Annotated in this window: 11 protein-coding genes; all 11 read left to right on the top strand. The window is 38.4% G+C overall.

Annotated features, from left to right (window positions below):
• Window positions 1-62 precede the first annotated feature (62 nt).
• The 11 genes from DHD80_RS14805 (at window position 63) to DHD80_RS14755 (ending at window position 20662) form a co-directional block, all read left to right on the top strand.
• A complete protein-coding gene (locus DHD80_RS14805; protein WP_251742237.1) occupies window positions 63-2462 on the top strand; it encodes a sugar-binding domain-containing protein in 2400 nt (799 codons plus the stop codon).
• Window positions 2463-2850: 388 nt separating this feature from the next.
• The gene (locus tag DHD80_RS14800; RefSeq protein ID WP_251742236.1) at window positions 2851-6027 is read left to right on the top strand and encodes a TonB-dependent receptor; all 3177 of its coding nucleotides are present in this window, start codon (window positions 2851-2853) and stop codon (window positions 6025-6027) included.
• 12 nt (window positions 6028-6039) lie between these two features.
• Window positions 6040-8034 carry a RagB/SusD family nutrient uptake outer membrane protein gene (locus DHD80_RS14795; RefSeq protein WP_251742235.1) on the top strand — a complete coding sequence of 665 codons (1995 nt, stop codon included), beginning with the start codon at window positions 6040-6042 and terminating at the stop codon, window positions 8032-8034.
• A gap of 36 nt (window positions 8035-8070) precedes the next feature.
• Window positions 8071-9561 carry a PKD domain-containing protein gene (locus DHD80_RS14790; protein ID WP_251742234.1) on the top strand — a complete coding sequence of 497 codons (1491 nt, stop codon included), beginning with the start codon at window positions 8071-8073 and terminating at the stop codon, window positions 9559-9561.
• A 13-nt stretch (window positions 9562-9574) separates the two neighbouring features.
• The gene (locus DHD80_RS14785; RefSeq protein WP_251742233.1) at window positions 9575-10621 is read left to right on the top strand and encodes a PKD domain-containing protein; all 1047 of its coding nucleotides are present in this window, start codon (window positions 9575-9577) and stop codon (window positions 10619-10621) included.
• A gap of 200 nt (window positions 10622-10821) precedes the next feature.
• Complete coding sequence (locus tag DHD80_RS14780) at window positions 10822-11523, top strand: hypothetical protein (protein ID WP_251742232.1); 702 nt, start codon at window positions 10822-10824, stop codon at window positions 11521-11523.
• A gap of 90 nt (window positions 11524-11613) precedes the next feature.
• Window positions 11614-14922, top strand: a complete 3309-nt coding sequence (locus DHD80_RS14775; protein ID WP_251742231.1) for a glycosyl hydrolase — start codon at window positions 11614-11616, stop codon at window positions 14920-14922.
• A gap of 125 nt (window positions 14923-15047) precedes the next feature.
• Window positions 15048-18167, top strand: coding sequence for a glycoside hydrolase family 2 TIM barrel-domain containing protein (locus tag DHD80_RS14770; RefSeq protein ID WP_251742230.1), 3120 nt, complete (start codon window positions 15048-15050; stop codon window positions 18165-18167).
• Window positions 18168-18265: 98 nt separating this feature from the next.
• Window positions 18266-19108: a glycoside hydrolase family 16 protein gene (locus DHD80_RS14765; protein WP_251742229.1), complete on the top strand. Its 843-nt coding sequence runs from the start codon at window positions 18266-18268 to the stop codon at window positions 19106-19108.
• A 160-nt stretch (window positions 19109-19268) separates the two neighbouring features.
• Entirely contained in the window at window positions 19269-20441 is a 1173-nt protein-coding gene (locus DHD80_RS14760; protein ID WP_251742228.1) for a glycoside hydrolase family 43 protein, read from the top strand.
• A gap of 80 nt (window positions 20442-20521) precedes the next feature.
• Complete coding sequence (locus tag DHD80_RS14755) at window positions 20522-20662, top strand: hypothetical protein (RefSeq protein ID WP_251742227.1); 141 nt, start codon at window positions 20522-20524, stop codon at window positions 20660-20662.
• Window positions 20663-20709 lie beyond the last annotated feature (47 nt).

Below are 20709 nucleotides of genomic sequence, written 5' to 3'. Positions count from 1 at the left end.
CAATAAACCCTGTTTATTTTGCCTTAGTATAATGATCTTGTATGAAAAATTTAAATTTTCGAATGACAAGAATTATTTTCATACTGATCGCTTTATTTTATTCATCATTAATTTCAGCCCAAAAGGATAACAAAGTCGATTTTAATAAAGATTGGCAATTTCAAAAAGGAGATAGCACCAAAGTGTTCTCGAATAATTCAGATTGGAGGAATATAAAACTCCCCCATGACTGGAGTATAGAAGGACCTTTTAATTCCAAATGGGCCAGCGGTACTGGATTCCTTCCCGGTGGAATTGGCTGGTATAAGAAGACTTTTAGCATCAGCAATTATAAACCTGAAAATACCTACGCCATTTATTTTGACGGGGTATACAAAAACAGTGAAGTTTGGATCAACGGGCACCTTCTGGGCAAAAGGCCAAATGGTTTCATTCCCTTTCAATATGACCTTACCCCCTATCTAAAAACTAATAATAATGAAATACTGGTAAAGGCAGACCACACTGAATTTGCCGATTCCAGATATTATTCCGGTTCCGGAATTTATCGCAATGTTTATTTGCTTCAACAAGAACCGGTACATTTTGCGCAATGGGGAGTATTTTTTACCACTCCTGAAGTTTCCGCAGAAAAGGGAAAGGCTAAGGTTGCGGTAGAAATCAAAAACCAGACTGATGAAATCATAAAATCAACTATTAAAGCCGATTTGCTTGATAAAAATGGGAATACGGTGGCGACTTCTGAAAAACCATTGTCATTAAGACCAAAAAAACAAAATTATATAGAACTGGATTTCGAAGTTAAAAATCCAAACCTGTGGTCTCCCGAGAATCCAAATCTTTATGATCTTAAAGTTAGTATTCAGAAAGATGATCAGGACATTGTCGACACCTGGACGGAAAAGGTTGGTTTCAGGTCATTCAGGTTTGATGCTAATAAAGGATTCTTTCTGAACGCTAAGAATATGCTAATCAAAGGTATTTGTATTCATCACGATGCCGGAGCTTTGGGCGCGGCGGTACCAGAAGCTGTTTGGCGTGAACGTTTAGAAACACTCAAGGAAATGGGCGCGAACGCCATCAGAATGAGTCACTATCCACATCAGGACTATATTTATAATCTGGCTGATGAAATAGGATTTTTAGTGCAGGATGAAGCTTTTGATGAGTGGGAATACGGAAAAAATAAATGGATCACCGGCTGGAATGTCGGGGCTCCAGGGAATGATGGTTCTCATGAAGATTTTAGCGAATGGGGCGTGCGTGATGTCCAGGATATGATTCGCAGGAATAGAAATCATACTTCTATTATTATGTGGAGTATCGGGAATGAAATCGACTATCCAAATGATCCATATAGCCACCCTGTATTAGACGAAGGTCGCAATCCTCAGATCTATGGAAAAGGTTATAACCCTGATAATCCCCCGGCATCTCAATTAGGCAAACTTGCCAATGAGCTGGTAAACGCTGCGAAGATGTTCGATACTACGAGAGAAGTTACTGCAGCTCTTGCCGGTGTGACTATGTCTAATCATACCATTTATCCACAGGTATTGGACATAGTAGGTTATAATTATCAGGAATATCGATATGAGGAAGATCACAAAGCTTTTCCTAAGAGGATTATCTACGGTAGTGAAAACGGTGATGCACTGGAAGCCTGGCTGGCAGTAACTGAAAATGACTATATCCCTTCGCAATTTCTATGGACCGCTTTCGATTTTATTGGAGAAGCCAGAGAATGGCCCAATAGGAGTAGCGGTGCGGGAGTTCTGGATCTTGCCGGAAAACCAAAAGCTGACTTTTATTTCCGTCAGAGTCTATGGAGCGATAAGCCGATGATTTATTTAGGTGTGACCGATAGCGAAAGCAATGTGAATCTCAGAAGAAATATTCAGCCGGACTGGAAAGGTACTACCGGGGAAACAAAATGGGTAACAGCTTATAGTAATACAGATGAAATTGAACTTTTTCTAAATGGTAAATCCTTAGGTCGCAAACAAGCTGAGTATATTCCCGGAAAAATGGTCTACTGGGAAGTTCCATACAAAAAGGGCAAACTTGAAGCCAAAGGCTATAAAGACGGACTCCAGGTAGCTTCGTTTGAATTGAATACTCCTCGAGGATTAAAGAATATGGAGATAACTACCAACCGGAAGACTTATTCAAATAATAAAGATATCATCATTATTGACCTTTTGCTTACTGATAAGAATGGTACTAGAATAACAAATAAGGATATCGAAATAAGTTTTGAGGTAGAGGGTACTGCTCAGGTTTTGGCACTTGAAAGCGGAAATAGAGATAGCCATGAATCATATCAGTCAAATAAAAGGAACACATTTGAAGGGAGATTACGCGCTTATATTCAAGCTTCGGAAACCAATGGAGGGGATATAAAAATAAAAATTTCTTCCGAGGATCTGGGAATAGAAAAAATCACCGTACATAAAATTTGATTTCTAAAAGAGAATTTTAAAATTCAAATTCATAAAAATCATGGGAACGCAATAAAATTTTCATGAAATAATATGAATAAATTATCAGCCTATTTTACGAAAACGTTTTAATTAAGATTGTTTTAAGGTCTGAAAAAAAGGGACGCTATTATTATTGAATATCAAAATATAATCACCCAGAATAACAAAATCATAATAAAAAAGGGGGATTGAACAATTTACCACTCCTAATTTAGCAATTTATATCCCATAGGAGAACCACACTTTACCAATCTTGTACTACAAATTTAACAGGACTCTTGCAGTATCATCAACTCAGCATTGAGGCTAAAGAAACTAACTCAAACTATTAACTAATTAAGTAAGTCAAATGAATAAATATTATTACTTGAATAAAAAATTTCCGGTAACATTTTTCCTAATCTTTTTATTAGGTATTTGTTATTCGTACGGACAAAACATCTCAGTATCTGGAAATGTCTCAGATCAGGAAGGATTACCTATACCAGGGGTTACTGTTCTTTTAAAGAATACTTCTAATGGGGTAGTGACAGATTTTGACGGGAATTACCAAATTAATGTACCCGCCAACGGAATAGTAGTTTTCAGTTTTATAGGGTATACAACTAAAGAAATTGCCATAGATAGTAGAAGTGTTATTGATGTAAGTTTAGAGGAAGATCTTGGGCAACTGGATGAAGTCATTGTTGTTGGTTTTGGAACGCAGAAAAAGGTTAACCTCACCGGAGCTGTAGGAGTAGTTGATGGGGAAAAACTGGAGTCCAGGCCTGTTCAAAATGCATCGCAAATGCTACAGGGGCTGGTTGCGGGTTTAAATATTTCTTCAACCGGGGGAAGTTTAGAAGACCGCTCAACAATTAATGTACGTGGTACGGGAACAATAGGGCAAGGATCTACGGGGTCTCCACTTATTTTAATAGATGGAATGGAGGGGGATATCAATGCTATAAACCCTCAGGATATTGAAAGTATCTCGGTATTGAAAGATGCAGCTGCGTCCTCGATTTATGGTTCTCGTGCCCCATTTGGGGTTATTCTGGTCACAACTAAAACTGGAAAAAAAGGGAAACCGGTCATTAACTATAATACCAACATAAGGGTTAGTTCCCCAATCAACGTTCCAAACATGATGGACTCCTACACATATGCTTTATTCTTTAATGATGCACATGTTAATGGAGGGGAAGCTCCTTTTTTCTCAGAAGAAAGGCTACAGGCTATTTTAAATTATCAGCAAGGATTAACTAGGGACGAGATTATACAAAATCCTAATAATCCACAAATCTGGGCCGATGGATATGCCTCGGGGCAAGCTAACAATGACTGGTATGATTTGATTTATAAAGAATCATCGTTTTCTCAAGAGCATAATATTAGTGTTAGCGGAGGTTCTGAAGATATTCAGTATTACGCGTCTGGAAATTATTTAGACCAAAATGGTTTGATGCAATTTAATACCGATAACTTTAATCGCTATGCAACTACAATAAAATTAGATGCTCAAATAACAGATTGGGCAAAAGTTAGTGTGAGTAACCGTTTTATCCGTGAAGATTTTGGACGACCCTCAGCATTAAACGATGGTTTATTTGAAAATTTGGCTCGTCAGGGATGGCCTATGCTTCCCCTTTATGATCCAAATGGATTTTTATATTCTTCTCCATCCCCAGCTCTAGGTTTAGCAGAGGGAGGTCGTGATAAAAGCCAGACTGATTGGTTGTACCAACAAGGTGAATTGATACTTGAACCGGTAAAAGATTTTTTAATTACCGGAAGAATGAGTTACAGAACTCAGAATAATTTTCGCCACTGGGATACTCAAAAAACTTACAATCATGATGTAGATGGCAACCCTGTTCCATATGGTACCTCCAATTTAGTTCATGAACAGGGATTTAGGGAAAATTATTTAAATGCCACGCTTTTAAACGAATACTCAAAAGAGATTGGAGAAGGGCATAACTTTAAGGTCTTATTAGGTTATCAATCGGAATTAAATAAAACTCGTTTTCTATCAGCAGAAAGGGATGGAATTATTGTTCCTCCCCTTCCAACTCTCAACACCACTAGTGGTACCGATGCCAATGGGGTATTAGCACCTCCTGTAGTTGCAGGAGATTATAATCACTGGTCAACACAAGGAGTTTTTGGGCGTCTAAATTATAATTATAAGGAGCGTTATTTATTAGAAGGGAACCTTCGTTATGATGGGACTTCCAGATTTCGAAATGATAAACGATGGAATTGGTTCCCCTCTGTTTCAGCAGGATGGAATGTTGCGAAAGAGCCATTTTGGGAATCATTAGAAAACACAATTAATACTTTCAAATTCCGGGGATCCTACGGAGAGTTAGGAAATCAAAATACTAATAGCTGGTATCCTACCTATGTCACAATGCCAATTGGAACAGCAAATGGAGGCTGGTTAGTAAACGCAGCCCAACCAAATACAAGTTCTGCTCCCGGTTTAGTTAGCGAATCATTAACCTGGGAACGGGTGAAAAGCTGGAATGCTGGATTGGACGTGGCCCTTTTCAATAATAGGCTTTCTGGTTCATTTGATTATTTTACCCGCTATACGACTGATATGGTTGGCCCGGCTCCTGAGTTGCCAGTTATTTTAGGGACTGCGGTTCCAGTTGAAAATAATACCGATTTAAAAACATACGGATTCGAAGTTAACTTAAACTGGAGGGACCAATTGAAAAATGGTCTTGGATATAACATAAATATTTTATTATCTGATGCACAAACTGAAATCACCAAATATCCTAATGAAACGGGAACCCTAAGCACCTATGTACAGGATCGAACTATAGGTGAAATATGGGGTTATGAAACTGTTGATATAGCCAGGTATGCTGGTGAAATGGAGGCGCATTTGGCTTCACTCCCTAATGGGGGACAAGATGCCTTAGGTAGTCAATGGGCTCAGGGAGATATAATGTATAAGGACTTAAATGGAGATGGTACAATTGATTCTGGTGCATATACCGAAAATGACCACGGAGATTTAAAGGTGATTGGTAATAATACACCTAGATATTCATTCTCAGTGGATTTAAATGCTGATTGGAAAAATTTCGATGCCCGTATATTTTTTCAAGGCATCCTTAAGCGCGATTATTATGTAAATAGCTATTATTTTTGGGGCGCCTGGGATTGGGGTAGATGGTGGTCAACCGGATTAGAACCTCATACCGATTATTACAGAGCCGATGCAGATCACCCTCTGGGTCAAAATATAGACTCCTATTATCCACGACCTTTGTTTAACGGAAAAAACCATCAAGCTCAAACGGGCTATCTTCAAGATGCATCCTACATTCGACTTAAAAATCTTCAGTTTGGTTATAGTTTACCAGAGGATGCAGTTGCAAAATTAGGCATTCATAAACTCCGTCTTTACGTCTCAGGAGAAAATCTTTGGACAGGGACAAACATGACAGAAATATTTGATCCAGAAACTATTGATGATTCATCGACAGGAAATAATTATCCCTTAAACAGAACCATTTCTTACGGATTGAGTGTTAATTTTTAAAAAAGTATAAAAATGAAAAAGCAATATAATATTATTCTACTATTAATTTTTGGGGGAATGACTTTACTAACCTCATGTGAAAAGGATTTTTTAGATAGAGCACCCTTATCAAGTATTACGCCCGAAGCATATCTTCAAGATGAATCTCAACTTTCAGCTTATGCGATTGAAAGATATGGCACCTTACCTACGCACTGGCAATGGTCTTTTGGAACCTTTGAAATTGATAATAATACTGATAACATGGCTGCTTTTGGTTATGATAATAAATATGCACCTGGTCAATGGAAAGTTGGTCAGACTGGTGGCGACTGGAATTTCGGCAATATTTATCAAACCAATTATTTTTTACAGACAGTAATACCGCGTTGGGAAGCAGGAGAGATTACAGGAAACCCTACAAATGTTGAACATTATATAGGAGAAATATACTTTTTCAGAGCTTGGGAATATTTTCAAAAGGTCATTGCGCTTGGTGATTTCCCAATTGTAACAACAACGCTGGAAAGTGATGCGCAAACATTGATTGAAGCAAGTAAGCGTCAACCACGCACTGAAGTCGTTCGATTCATTATTTCCGATTTAGATAAAGCGATCGAATTGATGCTAAGCACTTCTCCAGATGGTAACCAGAACAGATTGAACAAAGCGAGCGCACAGCTACTAAAGTCAAGAGTGACCCTTTATGAAGGCACCTGGTTAAAATATTTCAAAAATACTGCATTTGTCCCTAATGGTCCCAGTTGGCCCGGAGCAGAAAAAGATTATAATCAAGGTTATCAATTTCAGGCTGGAAGTATTGATGCAGAGATCGACTGGTTGTTGGATCAATCGATGGATGCCTCGGCAAAAGTTGCAGATTCCTATGAACTTGTTCCTAATAATGGCATTTTAAAACAATCAACTAATGATCCTGACAATCCTTATTTTGATATGTTCAGTGCAGTTGATATGTCAGGATTTAGTGAGGTGTTGTTATGGAGACGCTACGACAATGGTTTGGGCATTTCACACAATGTGCCGGTATATGCATCTAGAGGGAATCATGGCGTAGGATTAACCCGTGGAATGGTTGATAATTATTTAATGGAAAATGGTTTGCCAATTTATGCTGCCGGTTCTGGATATCAAGGTGATGATTATATCTCTGATGTTAGAGAAAACCGTGATGGTAGGCTCCAATTATTCTTAAAAGAACCTGGGCAGATAAATACATTATTTGAATCTCCTCTTGGAACCCATTGCAATGAAATTGAAACTATACCAGAAATCACTAATACCAATGTTGAGCAAGGTTATAGTACAGGATATTCGATTCGCAAGGGATTGAATTATAATGCTGATCAATGCGCTAATGGTGGTGGTTTTACTGGCGCAATTGTCTTTAGAGCTACTGAGGCTTATTTAAATTATATGGAAGCTAGTTATGAAAGAAATGGTACTATAGATGGTAAAGCAACTTCATATTGGAGAGCTATAAGGAATCGTGCTGGAGTAGATCCAGACTTTCAGAAAACTATTGCTAATACCCAGATGCAACGGGAGGCCGAAAATGATTGGGGAGCTTATTCAGCAGGACAGTTAATAGATCCAACACTTTATAACATTCGTCGTGAAAGACGTAGCGAATTATTGGCAGAGGGCCTTCGCTGGATGGACTTGAAAAGGTGGAGAGCACTCGATCAATTAATCACCGAGCCATACCATATAGAAGGCTTTAAACTTTGGGGCCCCATGCAGGAATGGTATACAGATTCCCAGCTTACCTATGGCACGGCATCTTCTGGTGTATCTTCTCCAGCCTTAAGCGAATATTTAAGACCCTATGAAAAAAATGGTAATGAATTAGTTTATGGCGGTTACAGTTGGACGATGGCACATTACCTAAATCCTATTGCGGCAGAACACTTCCTTATAACATCTGAAGGAGAGAATGTTTCTACCTCTCCTATTTATCAAAATCCAGGATGGTCAACGGATGCTAATACGCCTCCGGCAGATCTATAAATAGATTGTTTTTTTAATCATTGGAAATAAAATAAGATGAAAAACTATAAAAATCATTTTCTAAATCTTCTAGTAGTTTCAATACTACTTAGCCTTCTTTATTCCTGTAATGGTGATGATGAACTAACTTCCAACGTGGTGAATCCAAAGGCAGAATTTATCATGACGACAAGTGACACAAATCCCTACCTGGTAGCATTTACCAGCAATGTCACAGATAGGGATTCACTTCGTTGGGATTTTGGTGATGGAGAAAGCGCAATAATAGCCCATCCCACGCACACCTATGCTGAAACTGGTGAATATATTGTAACCCTAACTGCTTTTGGGGAACGAGGCTCTACCCCGGCCGTTGTTGAGAAAGCCGTTATAATTACACTAAACGATCCCACAGCAGAATTTACTTCTTCCGCAAGTACAGATAATCCCCTTATATTAAAGTTTACTGCAAATAGTACCTACGGAAGGTCTTTTGCATGGGATTTTGGAGATGGCACTGCCTCTACCGAACAAAATCCAACTCATGAATATGCAGCCGCTGGTTCATACATGGTCACCTTAACCGTTACAGGATTTGATGGAACAACCCCTGCATCCATAACAAAAGAAGTTTCTGCCGGCACTGTTTTATCCAAATTGCAGGGTACTGTGATTGGTCATGAAAGTTCATGGAACGATAATCCCAATACTTATGTAACAGCTGCATTGGATGGTAATTTTGAAACATTTGTTGATGGTCCAACCGCGGAAGGATATGTAGGTTATGATTTGGGGGCAGGTAATGAAGCTGTAGTATCGCTGGTAAAATACGCCCCTAGAAAAGATTATGACTACCGCATGGTAGGTGGTGAGATTCGAGGCTCAAATGATCCAGATTACTTAAACAACTATGATGTTTTGTATAGCATTACCAATGCTCCAGCAACAGGTGAGCTCACTGAGGTTCCTCTAACAGGTACAGGAAGCTACAGGTATATCTACTATTTTTCATCTGATGGATATGGAAATATTGCCGAATTGGAGTTCTATGGTGGTGGAGGTTCAGAACCATTTGATTCAGGAGTAATAAATATGAATGACTGGACAGTTCAGGAAGCTACTGCAGGTGTAAGCGTAGATATTTCTGGTAATTCCATAAACTTCTCTGGCGCCGGTGCATGGGCTGGTTCTCATATTTTTCAGGAAGTGACGGTAGAAGCCGGTACTTACCAACTTAGCGGTACAATAACCGTTAACTCGGTGATAGATGAAACCTGGTCTGAACTTATTTTCAGTACAGACCAACCTCAACCTGGCGAAGATTTTGCTCCCGGTATTCCGTACCAGGTGTCCTATAGTACATGGAATGAAAGTCCAACAGAAGCAGGAACTTATGATCTTAAGGATGCTAATAAGGGTGGAGAATTCCCAGATGACGGTCTTTATTCATTTGATGCCCCTAAAACATTTTATATAGTCATTAAAAGTGGATCAAACCAACCTTACGATCTTACCTGGAATGATTTGGCTTTTAAAAAAGTAGATTAAAATCTTGATAATTATGAAAAATATAATAGTAAATAAATTTAAGCAAATAGTATTCTGCTTGTTCATTACAGTTATGGTGGGATGTAGTGATGACGAACATGTACCCATGACCCCAACAGCAGATTTTTCAGCTGAAATGAATGAACTTGACGTTTCTTTTACAAGTAATACCAGCTATGCGGTTGCTCTGGAATGGGATTTCGGGGATGGGGAAACTTCCACAAAAGTGAATCCTACACATACTTATGCATCTGAAGGTGATTATAGTGTAGTATTAAAGGCAATAGGCGAAGTGGGCACTTCAACTGAAGTTGCCACTCGAACAATTACCGTCGAACAAACTAATCCCACTGCAAATTTCACCTATGAGGTAGATAATACAACCATAACATTCATTAATACATCAGAACGAGCGGTTTCCTATACATGGGATTTCGGTGATGGCGAAACCTCTACAGAAGAAAATCCGGTTCACACCTATGCCGAAGCCGGAGAATATTCTGTTACATTAACAACAATAGGAGTAGTAGATGGCTCTATCCCTGCTACCTATACCACAACAGTGGCTGCAGCAGTAGCCGTTTTTGCATCTATTGCGGTAGAGAATGGAGATTTCTCACTTCCTGGTGATGCTAAATATTCAAACTGGGAGAATATACCAGGCTGGAATAGCGATACCCAGGCAGCTGACTCGGGAGTAGAAGCTCCGGCCGAAGATGGAAACGTGGTGGCTTATAAAATGAGTAGTGATCCTTCTGTATATAATCTTACAGATCATATAATCGCTGCTGGTGAAGAATTTAAAGTTAATGTGGAGGCATCGGATGCCTGGAATAGCTCACAATTTATTGTTACGTTATACTACGACAACGGGGACGGAACCAGAAATGTCCTGGCAACTCAAACATTCGATCTTAGCTCAGAAGAACCTTTTGAATTGACCACCATGGCAACAGAAGCATCAGTTGGAGCAAATCTGGGAATTGAGTTCGACAACATATCTACAGATGGAGGTGATGGTTGGACACAATTTGACAATGTTCAACTATTTGTAAAGTAGTAAAGTAGATATGCCTATTCTAAAATTATTAAAATGCACAGGCTCAATAGCCTGTGCATTATTAGCCTTAGAAATATAAAGTGCAATGTCCTGAAAATTCGCAAAAAGTTCCAAATCGGTTCTATGCCTTTATGAATCAACAGAATAAGGTCTTTTGTAAATATTGATATTAAACAATACGAAATTATAACACCTTTAAAATGAAAAATATTTACCTGTTAGTTTTATGTCTTAATTTATTCCTCGCTTCTTGCAGCAATGAGGATGATAGTATAGATTCACCTGAACCAGTTGAAAATACAGCGCCTAGTATTCCTGTGCAAATTTATCCCTCCAAAGATTTAGTTTGTATCGAAAATACTATTGACTTTCAATGGGAACCTTCAAACGATGAGGAAGAAAATGTTATTCGATATGAAGTAGAAATTGCTACAGATAATAATTTTTCTGAAGGCTTACAATCTGCTTCCACCTTAGATGTTCACAAAAGTATAACTGTGGATAGAGGAGAAATGTATTACTGGAGAATAAAAGCTACAGATACCAAAGATGCATCAAGTGACTATTCTGAAGTTTTTAATTTTTATACTGAAGGGGATGGGATAGTGAACTATTTGCCGTTTGCTCCAGACCTAGTTTCACCAGAATTGAATTCCGTGCAGTCAGGTGGCTCAATTGAATTAAGTTGGACTGCTACCGATGCAGATGAAAATAATGTTTTGGAATACGATGTTTATTTTGGCCAGTCAAACCCACCAACCGAAATAATCGCAACAGCAATAACTTCAAATTCAGTAACCGTAGATGAGGTAACTCACGGAGATTATTTTTGGAAGGTAGTTGTTAGGGATGATCAGGGAGGGGCAACCGTTGGCCAAGTGTGGAAATTTACTGTTGAATAAAGGTAAATGATTCAAACCAATAAATCAACAGGTCTTAAAATATCTTATACATAAAGATATTTTGAATAAAAACTTACTATTAATATGAATATGATGAAAAACTACGCATTTCTTATAATTTTTTGTGGCCTTATTTCTTTTCAGGTCTCCGCTCAATCACCTTTAGAGGTATTTCCTCAAGAAAATTATGGAGGTAGTTCAAAGCAATACGAAATCTTTACTCCTTATTCAGATTTAGAGGAATTTGATAATAATATTAAATCTTTTAAACTGGATAAAGGCTATATGGTAACCTTTGCTTCCAATCCTGATGGTACTGGCTACAGTCGGGTTTATAGAGCTGATGATGCAAATTTGGAAGTGACTGCTCTCCCACCCTATTTAAATGGAACAGTCTCCTTTATAAGAGTAATGACCCTACACGACTATATTACTAAAAAAGGCTGGGCCGGATGGGATGAGATAGATTTAAATGCCACTAATAGTACCTGGTATTACGACTGGTCTGCCAATGGGAACACAAAACCTGCATTGGAATATGTGCCTATAAAACAAAATTTGGACTGGCCGGGATGGGGAGATATCCTTTCCAACACGGGTGCTACCCATGTTCTGGGGTATAATGAACCAGATAGATCAGATCAGGCAAATATTAGCGTTGAAACTGCTATAGAAAGATGGCCGAATTTTATGCAAGTTGGTTTAAGATTGGGCTCTCCGGCAACTTCCGATCCTTTTAATGGATGGCTTACCGATTTTATGACCATTGCAGAAGCCCGGAATTATCGTATTGATTTCATACCAATTCATGCTTATTGGAATAAATCAGCAGAACAATGGTCAAACGATCTTGATTATCTATACAACCAATATAAACGCCCCATATGGATTACAGAATGGAATATAGGCGCCAACTGGACAGAAAATAGTTTCCCGGACGATCCTGAAATGATCACTGATGCAAATGCTACGAAACATAAAAACGACCTCATAGCCGTATTAGAGGTACTGGAAAGTAAAGAATTTGTGGAACGCTATTCTATTTACAATTGGGTTCAGGATGCCAGAGCGGTGATTGCTACAATTGATGATGACTTTAAATCAAGAAATCCAGATTGGGAAAATTATGAATGGTTAAAAACAGCACCTGTAATTTCAAGTTGGGACGGTGGTTATAAGGCACTTACTCCGGCTGGGGAATATTATGCGAGCCTTGATTCGAGAAAAGCATATGAACCGTCTGTGGAATATATTCCAACCTGGACACCTCTTAAAGATTCTTTATCTTATGATTTATCTGAAGATTATCAGAATATTACTATTAAATGGGAAGGAATAAATAATGATTTGGTAAATACATATATCGTCGAGAGAAAACTCGAAGGCGAAACCGAATTTTCCGTTTTTTATGAATCTTCAGATTATACTGTTCTGAGAGTTGATGATGTGGTACAAAGTTCTGTAGATTATCGAATAAAAGTTATAGGCAAAGATGGCGCAGAATCGGTTTATTCTGAAATACTGAGTTTTAAACAAAGTGAAACTCCGGCAGCACCGGCTGATTTAACAGGTGAAGCTGTTTCTAGTTCAATAATTAATTTGAGTTGGACTAAAGCAGAAAATGCTGAAAGTTATAATTTAAAAAGATCTAATACCGAAGATGGCACTTACGAAATCATCGCGTCCTATGTAACTGAAACAAATTACCAGGATACCGGTCTAAATGTAAACACCACCTATTATTATAAAGTTTCAGCATTAAATTCCGGAGGTGAGAGTGAGGAATCCTCTCCAGTTTCCGTGAAGACTAATTCCATAGAAACCCCAGATGTTGTTTCTAATATCTTAATCAGTTCGGGTGATGCCCAAGTAAAATTGAAGTGGGATTTTATATATGATGCAGCGTTTTACGTAAAACGTTCTACTTCAGCAGATGGTTCATTTGAAACTATTGCAACGGTAGATACCAATGAATATACAGATTCCGATGTAGAAAACGGAACAACCTATTTTTACAAAATAACGGCTTTCAATGCAGAAGGTGAAAGTGAAGGATCTTCTATAAAGCTTGCTAAACCAAAGGCGGGTCAGCATTTATATTATGATTTCAACGAAAATGAAGGTTCCAACCCGCACGATCAATGGGGAAATTATAAGGGAACGCTAAATTCTTCTGTTCAATGGAAACCGGGAAGCCAGGACAGCGGCATTTACCTAGATGGTTCTGCTGAATCATATATGGAAATTGAAGAAGGGATGATGGAAAACCTTAGCGATTTTACGATTTCATCATGGGTAAAGCTGGAATCCTCTCAAAACTGGGTGCGGATATTTGATTTTGGTTCTGGCACCGATACTTATATGTTTTTAACTCCTCAAAATGGGAGCGACGGAAAGTACTTTTTTGTTTTTAAACATGCAGGGAATGAAGAGTTTGTTACTACTAACCTTAGTCCGGAATTAGGCAAATGGGTGCATGTTGCCGTTACATTAGAAGGTTCAACAGGTATTATTTATATAAATGGTGTAGAGGCCGGAAGGAATGAAGCAATGACAATTAACCCATCTATGCTGGGGAAAACAACCCAGAATTACCTAGGGAAATCTCAATGGCCAGATCCTAATTTAGATGCGACTATAGACGATTTTAAAATATATAATCACGCATTAGAGGCAGATAAAGTAGCAGAACTTGCACAAATTAACCTATCTGGTAACAACTTTTCTATTGAAGTAACGGGGGAAACCTGTCCCGGAAAAAACAATGGGGAAATATCAATTGTTGGTCAGGCTGACTTGACCTACAGCGCTACCGTAAATGGAACGCCCTATACATTCACAGATAATACCCTAATATTATCTGATTTAACAGAATTAAATTATGATATCTGTATTTGGGTTGCAGAAGCGAATACAGAACAGTGTTATTTTGTAGAAGTTCCTGAAAGTGAAGATTTAACCGGTATGATTTCTGCAGTTTTTAACCGGACGCATGTGGAAGTAACCTCAGGAACCGCTCCTTACAATGTTGTAATCAATGGCATCTTACAATTTCAAACCAGCCAAACAGGATTCGATGTTTCAGTAAAAGCAAATGATCTTTTAGAAATAAAATCTTCCAAGGATTGTGAAGGGATACTTTCAAGAAAGATAATATTGCTGGACACTGTTATAGCTTCACCCAATCCTTCTAAAGGCTTGTTTGAAATCTCCATTCCTACGGAATCTGATCAGGTAATATTGGAAATTTATAATATGAACTCAACACTTATTTCGAAAAAACTTTATGAAATTGAAGAGGGAAAAGTATCCGTAAATATTGAAAATGAACCATCTGGCACTTACGTGATTAGAGTAAATTCTGATCCGGTGGAGACCTTTCGAATTATTAAAAAATAAAAATTAAAAACCGCGTATGCTTACTTTTTTTCTGATTCGTCTTTTTAGGCAAATGGTAGAATTTTGAAAATATCAAGTTTAGTAAAAAGTAGAGAAGTAAGGAATATTCAGCGAAACAATTGAAAATGAAAAAGACCGTCTTAATGGTATTTAGTATCCTGATCACTGTAATGGGAACGGCTCAGGAAAAGCAAAACGAGTGGGAAAACCCGGAAAAATTAGACCAGAATAAAGAAGGGGCCCGTGCCCAGTTTGTATTGTACAAAAATGAACTTACCGCTAAAAAAGCCAGTAAAACCGAATCAGAATATTACCAAAGTTTGAACGGCACCTGGAAATTCAACATTGTTAAAACTCCCGGGCAAAGACCTGAAGATTTTTATAAAGCAGGTTTAAACGATGAAAATTGGAAAAATATAACAGTACCTTCAAACTGGGAACTCGAAGGTTTTGATATTCCTATTTACACCAACGTTACCTATCCTTTCCCTAAGAATCCACCTTATATAGATGAGAAATACAATCCTGTAGGCAGCTATAGAACTGGTTTTACCATACCACAAGATTGGAATGAAAAAGAAATCATCCTTCATTTTGGTTCTATTTCGGGATACGCGCAGGTTTATTTGAATGGAAAAAAAGTGGGGATGACCAAAGCTTCCAAAACCCCGGCGGAATTTAACATTACCCCCTATCTAGAAAAAGGTGAGAATTTATTAGCTGTACAAGTGTTTAGGTGGCATGACGGGAGTTATCTGGAAGACCAGGATTTCTGGCGTTTAAGTGGAATTGAAAGGGATGTTTACCTACAGGCCATGCCCAAAACCACCATTTGGGATTACTGGGTTAACGCTAATCTGGATGACACATATGAAGACGGAATCTTCAACTTAAGCGTAGACCTTCGAAAATTTAAGGACAGTAAAATAAAAAAACCTGCAGTAAAAATTGAACTTTTTAGCCCTGAAGGTGAAAAGGTTTTTTCAGAAGAAAAAAAGAAATTATCAGCTGATGAAAATGTGGAATTTTCATCCACCATCCAGAAAGCGGAAAAATGGAGCGGGGAATTTCCCAATCTTTATTCTTACCAGATCACGCTTTCAGATGAAAAAGGGAAAAATATTGGGACAATTTCAGGAAAAACAGGTTTTAGAAAAGTGGAAATCAAAGACGCTCAGCTAATGGTTAACGGGGAACCTATCACCGTAAAAGGAGTAAACCTGCACGAACACCACGGTACCAAAGGCCACGTTCCAGACAGGGTGATGATGATCAGGGATATTGAACTGATGAAGCAGAATAATATCAATGCAATTAGAATGAGCCATTATCCACATGGTATTGAGCTTTACGAACTTGCAGATGAATATGGAATGTACCTGGTAGATGAAGCCAATATTGAAACCCATGCAATGGGCGCCGAATGGCAGGGAGGTTTTGACAAATCTAAACACCCGGCTTACCTACCCGAATGGGCTCCTGCACATTTAGATAGAGTAAAAAGAATGGTAGAAAGGGACAAAAACCATCCTTCCATTATCATATGGTCGCTAGGGAACGAAAGTGGGAACGGTCAGATTTTTTATGATGCCTATGATTGGATCAAACAGCGTGACACTACCAGAATGGTCCAATTTGAACAAGCCGGGGAAAACAGGAATACAGATATCGTCGCCCCTATGTACGCGGGTATCCAAAGCATGAAAAAATATGCTGAAGATGATACCCAGGAACGGCCTTACATTTTGTGTGAATATTCCCATGCCATGGGAAATAGTAACGGGAATTTTCAGGAATATTGGGATATTATCGATAGTAGTCCGAAAATGCAGGGAGGTTTTATATGGGATTGGGTTGATCAGGGTTTAGAAACTCATACTAAGGATGGTAAAATGTTTTGGGCTTATGGGGGTGACCTTGGCGGAGAAGAACTTCAAAATGACCAGAATTTTAATGCAAACGGCTTAGTAGATGCGGCAAGGGAACCTCACCCCGCCTTACAGGAGGTGAAAAAAGTCTATCAGAATATCAAATTTGAACTTACAGATAGTCAGACACTTTCAGTCACTAATAAATTCAATTTTACGGATCTAAAAAATTACGATTTTGAATGGCAATTGATTGCGAATGGTGAAATTGTTGAAAAAGAAAACTTCGAAATTAGCCTTGCGCCCGATGAACGGAAAACTATTCGTTTAGAGCTTCCGAAAATGGACGTAAACAAAGAATATTTTCTGAATCTCTATACTTACACTAAAGAGAGGTCAGCATTAGTCCCTGAACACCATGAAATCGCGAGAGCCCAGTTTAAACTAGGAGAGAATAACTATTTCACTTCTTCCGAAGCTTCAAATTCTGAAAGATTAAAGCATTCTGTGAAAAATAAGCTCCTCACTTTTAACACTGATAAAATTTCCGGGGAATTCAATCTTGAGACTGGTAAACTTCAGAAATATACTTTTAAAGAAACCTCATCACAGTTGATTTCACAATTCCCGGAGCCTTATTTCTGGCGTGCCCCCACAGATAATGATTTTGGAAATGGAATGCCCAGAAAATTAATCTTCTGGAAAGATGCTACTAAAGAGGCAGAGGTAGAACATGTTGAAATAGGAAAAGCTACTGAGAAAGGACTGCCCATTACGGTAAATTATAAACTTTCAGATACGATTTCTTTTCCCTACAAAGTATCTTATTTAATCAGGAATAATGGTAATATAGAAGTTACTGCAAGTATAGACTTAAAAGGAAAAGACTTGCCGGAAATTCCCAGATTTGGAATGAGGATGATACTTCCTGGAGATTATGAGAATTTAAGTTATTACGGTAGAGGTCCTTGGGAAAACTATAGCGACAGAAATAATGCCTCGTTTTTAGGAAAATATAAAGATAAAGTAGCCAACCAGTTTACCTGGACATATATCCGGCCACAGGAATCAGGTTATAAAACCGATACACGATGGCTAAGTCTTTTAGATGGAAAGGGCAAGGGTATAAAAATTGAAGGCGCACAGCCCCTGGGTTTTAGCGCTCTTAATATCCCTACTGAACAGTTGGATCCCGGCAAATGGAAGGCACAACGCCACCCTACCGACCTGGAGCCACAGGATAAAATATTCCTTCACATAGACCTAAAACAACGCGGACTGGGAGGTGACAACAGCTGGGGTGCGATGCCTCATGAGCAATATCTTTTACTGAAAGACCAGTATAGTTATACCTATACAATTTCCCTGATCGAATAAAATGGTTTTATATGTGTGATTTAAGCTATCCCTGTGGTGATTCATAGTTCCCGGGGATAGTTTATTAAAACTAAAATAGACCTATGAAATTATACTTTATGAAGCGTAAGATTTTAATGTTGACTGTGTTGGGCTTAAATCTATTTTGTTTTTCTCAGGAAAAGATGAATATCCCTAAAGGCTACAAATTGGTTTGGGCTGATGAATTTAATACCACCGGCGATCCGGATCCTGAATTTTGGTCATATGAACAGGGTTTTGTGAGAAATGAAGAACTACAATGGTATCAGCAAGATAATGCTTCTGTTAAAGACGGGTTTCTCATAATTGAAGGACGCAGGGAACAGGTTAAAAATGACAGGTTTAAGGTCAATAGTCCGGATTGGGGAAAAAATCGTGAATATGCAGAATATACTTCTTCCAGCATTAATACCAACGGAAAATACAGCTTTAAATATGGGGTGATGGAGGTAAAAGCAAAGATTGATACTTCCCGAGGTATGTGGCCGGCTATCTGGACTCTTGGTGTTCATAAACCCTGGCCATCTAACGGTGAGATTGATATTATGGAATTTTATCTGGTGAATCACGAATCGGCAATTCTGGCAAACGCTGCCTGGAAAGGCAGTGAGGAACATGTTTCATGGGACAGTGAAAAAATTCCCTTCTCAAAATTTATAGATAAAGATCCAAGGTGGTCGCAGAAATTTCATATATGGAAAATGGACTGGACGGAGGATTACATCAGAATATACCTGGACGATGAATTGTTGAATGAAATTGATTTAGCATCTACTACCAATCCTGATGGGTTTAATCCTTTTCATCAGCCTCACTATATCTTACTGAATATGGCAATTGGCGGAAATGGTGGAGATCCTTCAAAATCAGAATTTCCCGGAAAATATATGATTGATGTAAGAGTTTTTCAGAAAAAATAATTAATGATGAAATTTTTGAAGATCAGAAAACAGTTGTGTTCCTTGTTTTGGAAATAAAGTTTTCCTCAGAAAATATTCTGTGGAAAATATGATGAGAGCTATACCCTGTTTTCACCAATATCAGTACTTAAAGATTTACGAACACTAAAGATATACAGCAATGGAAAAACAAAATATACTCTATATTCTAATTTGTTTTACCCTTCTTTTTACCTCCTGTAAATTGTCATCTGGGCAGGAGAAGAAACAAACAGAAGAAAACAAGAAGTATTCAGCTTTTCATCCAGGCGAAATTTGGAGGGACATGGAGGGCGCACATATTAATGCTCATGGAGGCGGCATTTATTATGAAGACAGCACAGGCACGTATTATTGGTATGGTGAACACAAAGGAAAAGGAAGCACGGCACAAGTCGGTATCAATGTCTACTCCTCAACAGATCTTTATAACTGGAAAAAGGAAGGTGTAGCACTTGCCGTTGAAAAGAATCATGATTCGGAAATTACCACAGGCAGCGTTATGGAGCGTCCCAAGGTAATTTACAACGAAAAAACCGAGAAATATATAATGTGGTTTCACTTAGAATTGAAAGGACAGGGTTATAGCGCGGCAAGAACCGGTTTAGCTGTAAGTGATACTCCTACGAGTCCATTTAAATATATAAGATCTTACCGCCCCAATGCCGGAGAATGGCCATTGAATTATAAGGAAGAATGGAAAGAAAGCCTTGATGGTGGTGATCCTGAAGAATGGTGGACTCCAAAATGGCATAAGGCTCTTAATGAAGGAATGTTTGTGCGTCGCGATTTTCAAGAAGGACAAATGGCCAGAGATATGACTGTTTATGTAGACAAAGATGGAACTGCCTATCATATTCATTCTTCGGAAGAAAATCAGACGCTACACATTTCAGAGCTTACCGATGATTATTTAAATTTTACAGGTAAATGGAAACGCGTTCAGGTTGGAGGTCAAAATGAGGCACCTGCTATTTTTGAAAAAGAGGGAAAATACTATATGATAACTTCCGGACTTACAGGCTGGGATCCCAATCCCGCAAGGTCATTTGTAGCAGATTCAATTATGGGTAAATGGACGGCCTTAGGTAATCCGGCTAAAGGAGAAGATGCTGATAAAACCTTCTATTCACAAAGCACGTTCATCCTTCCCGCACAGGGAAAAGAAGATGCTTTTATCTTTATGGCCGACCGCTGGAATCCTGATAATCATATAGATGGACGTTATATCTGGTTACCCATTGAATGGGAAAACGGAAAACCCGTAATAAGGTGGAAGAGCGAATGGGATTTGTCATTTTTTGAGGATAATTGATATATACTGGAATAAAAACGTACTGTTGAAGTTGGGCGGTATGTAACACTCGGGATATACTATACCATAAGATAGGAAGAATGCTGCTCGTAATCGAAAGACGAAAGTATCTTAGCAAAGTTACCCTTCAGGAAAACAGGGGTGTAGGTTATGTACAACCCATTGGCGAAAAAGCAATTCCCGGGCAGGTTGTTGACAAAAATTTAACTGCCGATTTTTAGCTAAATCTCTTTTTGACTCCATCACCAGGTCATATATAAGATAAATT

Source organism: Gramella sp. AN32 (assembly GCF_023718305.1).
Classification (GTDB): Bacteria; Bacteroidota; Bacteroidia; order Flavobacteriales; family Flavobacteriaceae; genus Christiangramia; species Christiangramia antarctica.
This window is presented reverse-complemented; position numbering and strand designations above follow the sequence as displayed.

What these genes read in the sequence shown, in the direction of transcription:
- DHD80_RS14805 (WP_251742237.1), top strand. Translation starts at nt 63, where the DNA reads ATGACAAGAATTATTTTCATACTGATCGCTTTATTTTATTCATCATTA.
- DHD80_RS14795 (WP_251742235.1), top strand. Translation starts at nt 6,040, where the DNA reads ATGAAAAAGCAATATAATATTATTCTACTATTAATTTTTGGGGGAATG.
- DHD80_RS14790 (WP_251742234.1), top strand. Translation starts at nt 8,071, where the DNA reads ATGAAAAACTATAAAAATCATTTTCTAAATCTTCTAGTAGTTTCAATA.
- DHD80_RS14785 (WP_251742233.1), top strand. Translation starts at nt 9,575, where the DNA reads ATGAAAAATATAATAGTAAATAAATTTAAGCAAATAGTATTCTGCTTG.
- DHD80_RS14780 (WP_251742232.1), top strand. Translation starts at nt 10,822, where the DNA reads ATGAAAAATATTTACCTGTTAGTTTTATGTCTTAATTTATTCCTCGCT.
- DHD80_RS14775 (WP_251742231.1), top strand. Translation starts at nt 11,614, where the DNA reads ATGATGAAAAACTACGCATTTCTTATAATTTTTTGTGGCCTTATTTCT.
- DHD80_RS14770 (WP_251742230.1), top strand. Translation starts at nt 15,048, where the DNA reads ATGAAAAAGACCGTCTTAATGGTATTTAGTATCCTGATCACTGTAATG.
- DHD80_RS14765 (WP_251742229.1), top strand. Translation starts at nt 18,266, where the DNA reads ATGAAGCGTAAGATTTTAATGTTGACTGTGTTGGGCTTAAATCTATTT.
- DHD80_RS14760 (WP_251742228.1), top strand. Translation starts at nt 19,269, where the DNA reads ATGGAAAAACAAAATATACTCTATATTCTAATTTGTTTTACCCTTCTT.
- DHD80_RS14755 (WP_251742227.1), top strand. Translation starts at nt 20,522, where the DNA reads ATGCTGCTCGTAATCGAAAGACGAAAGTATCTTAGCAAAGTTACCCTT.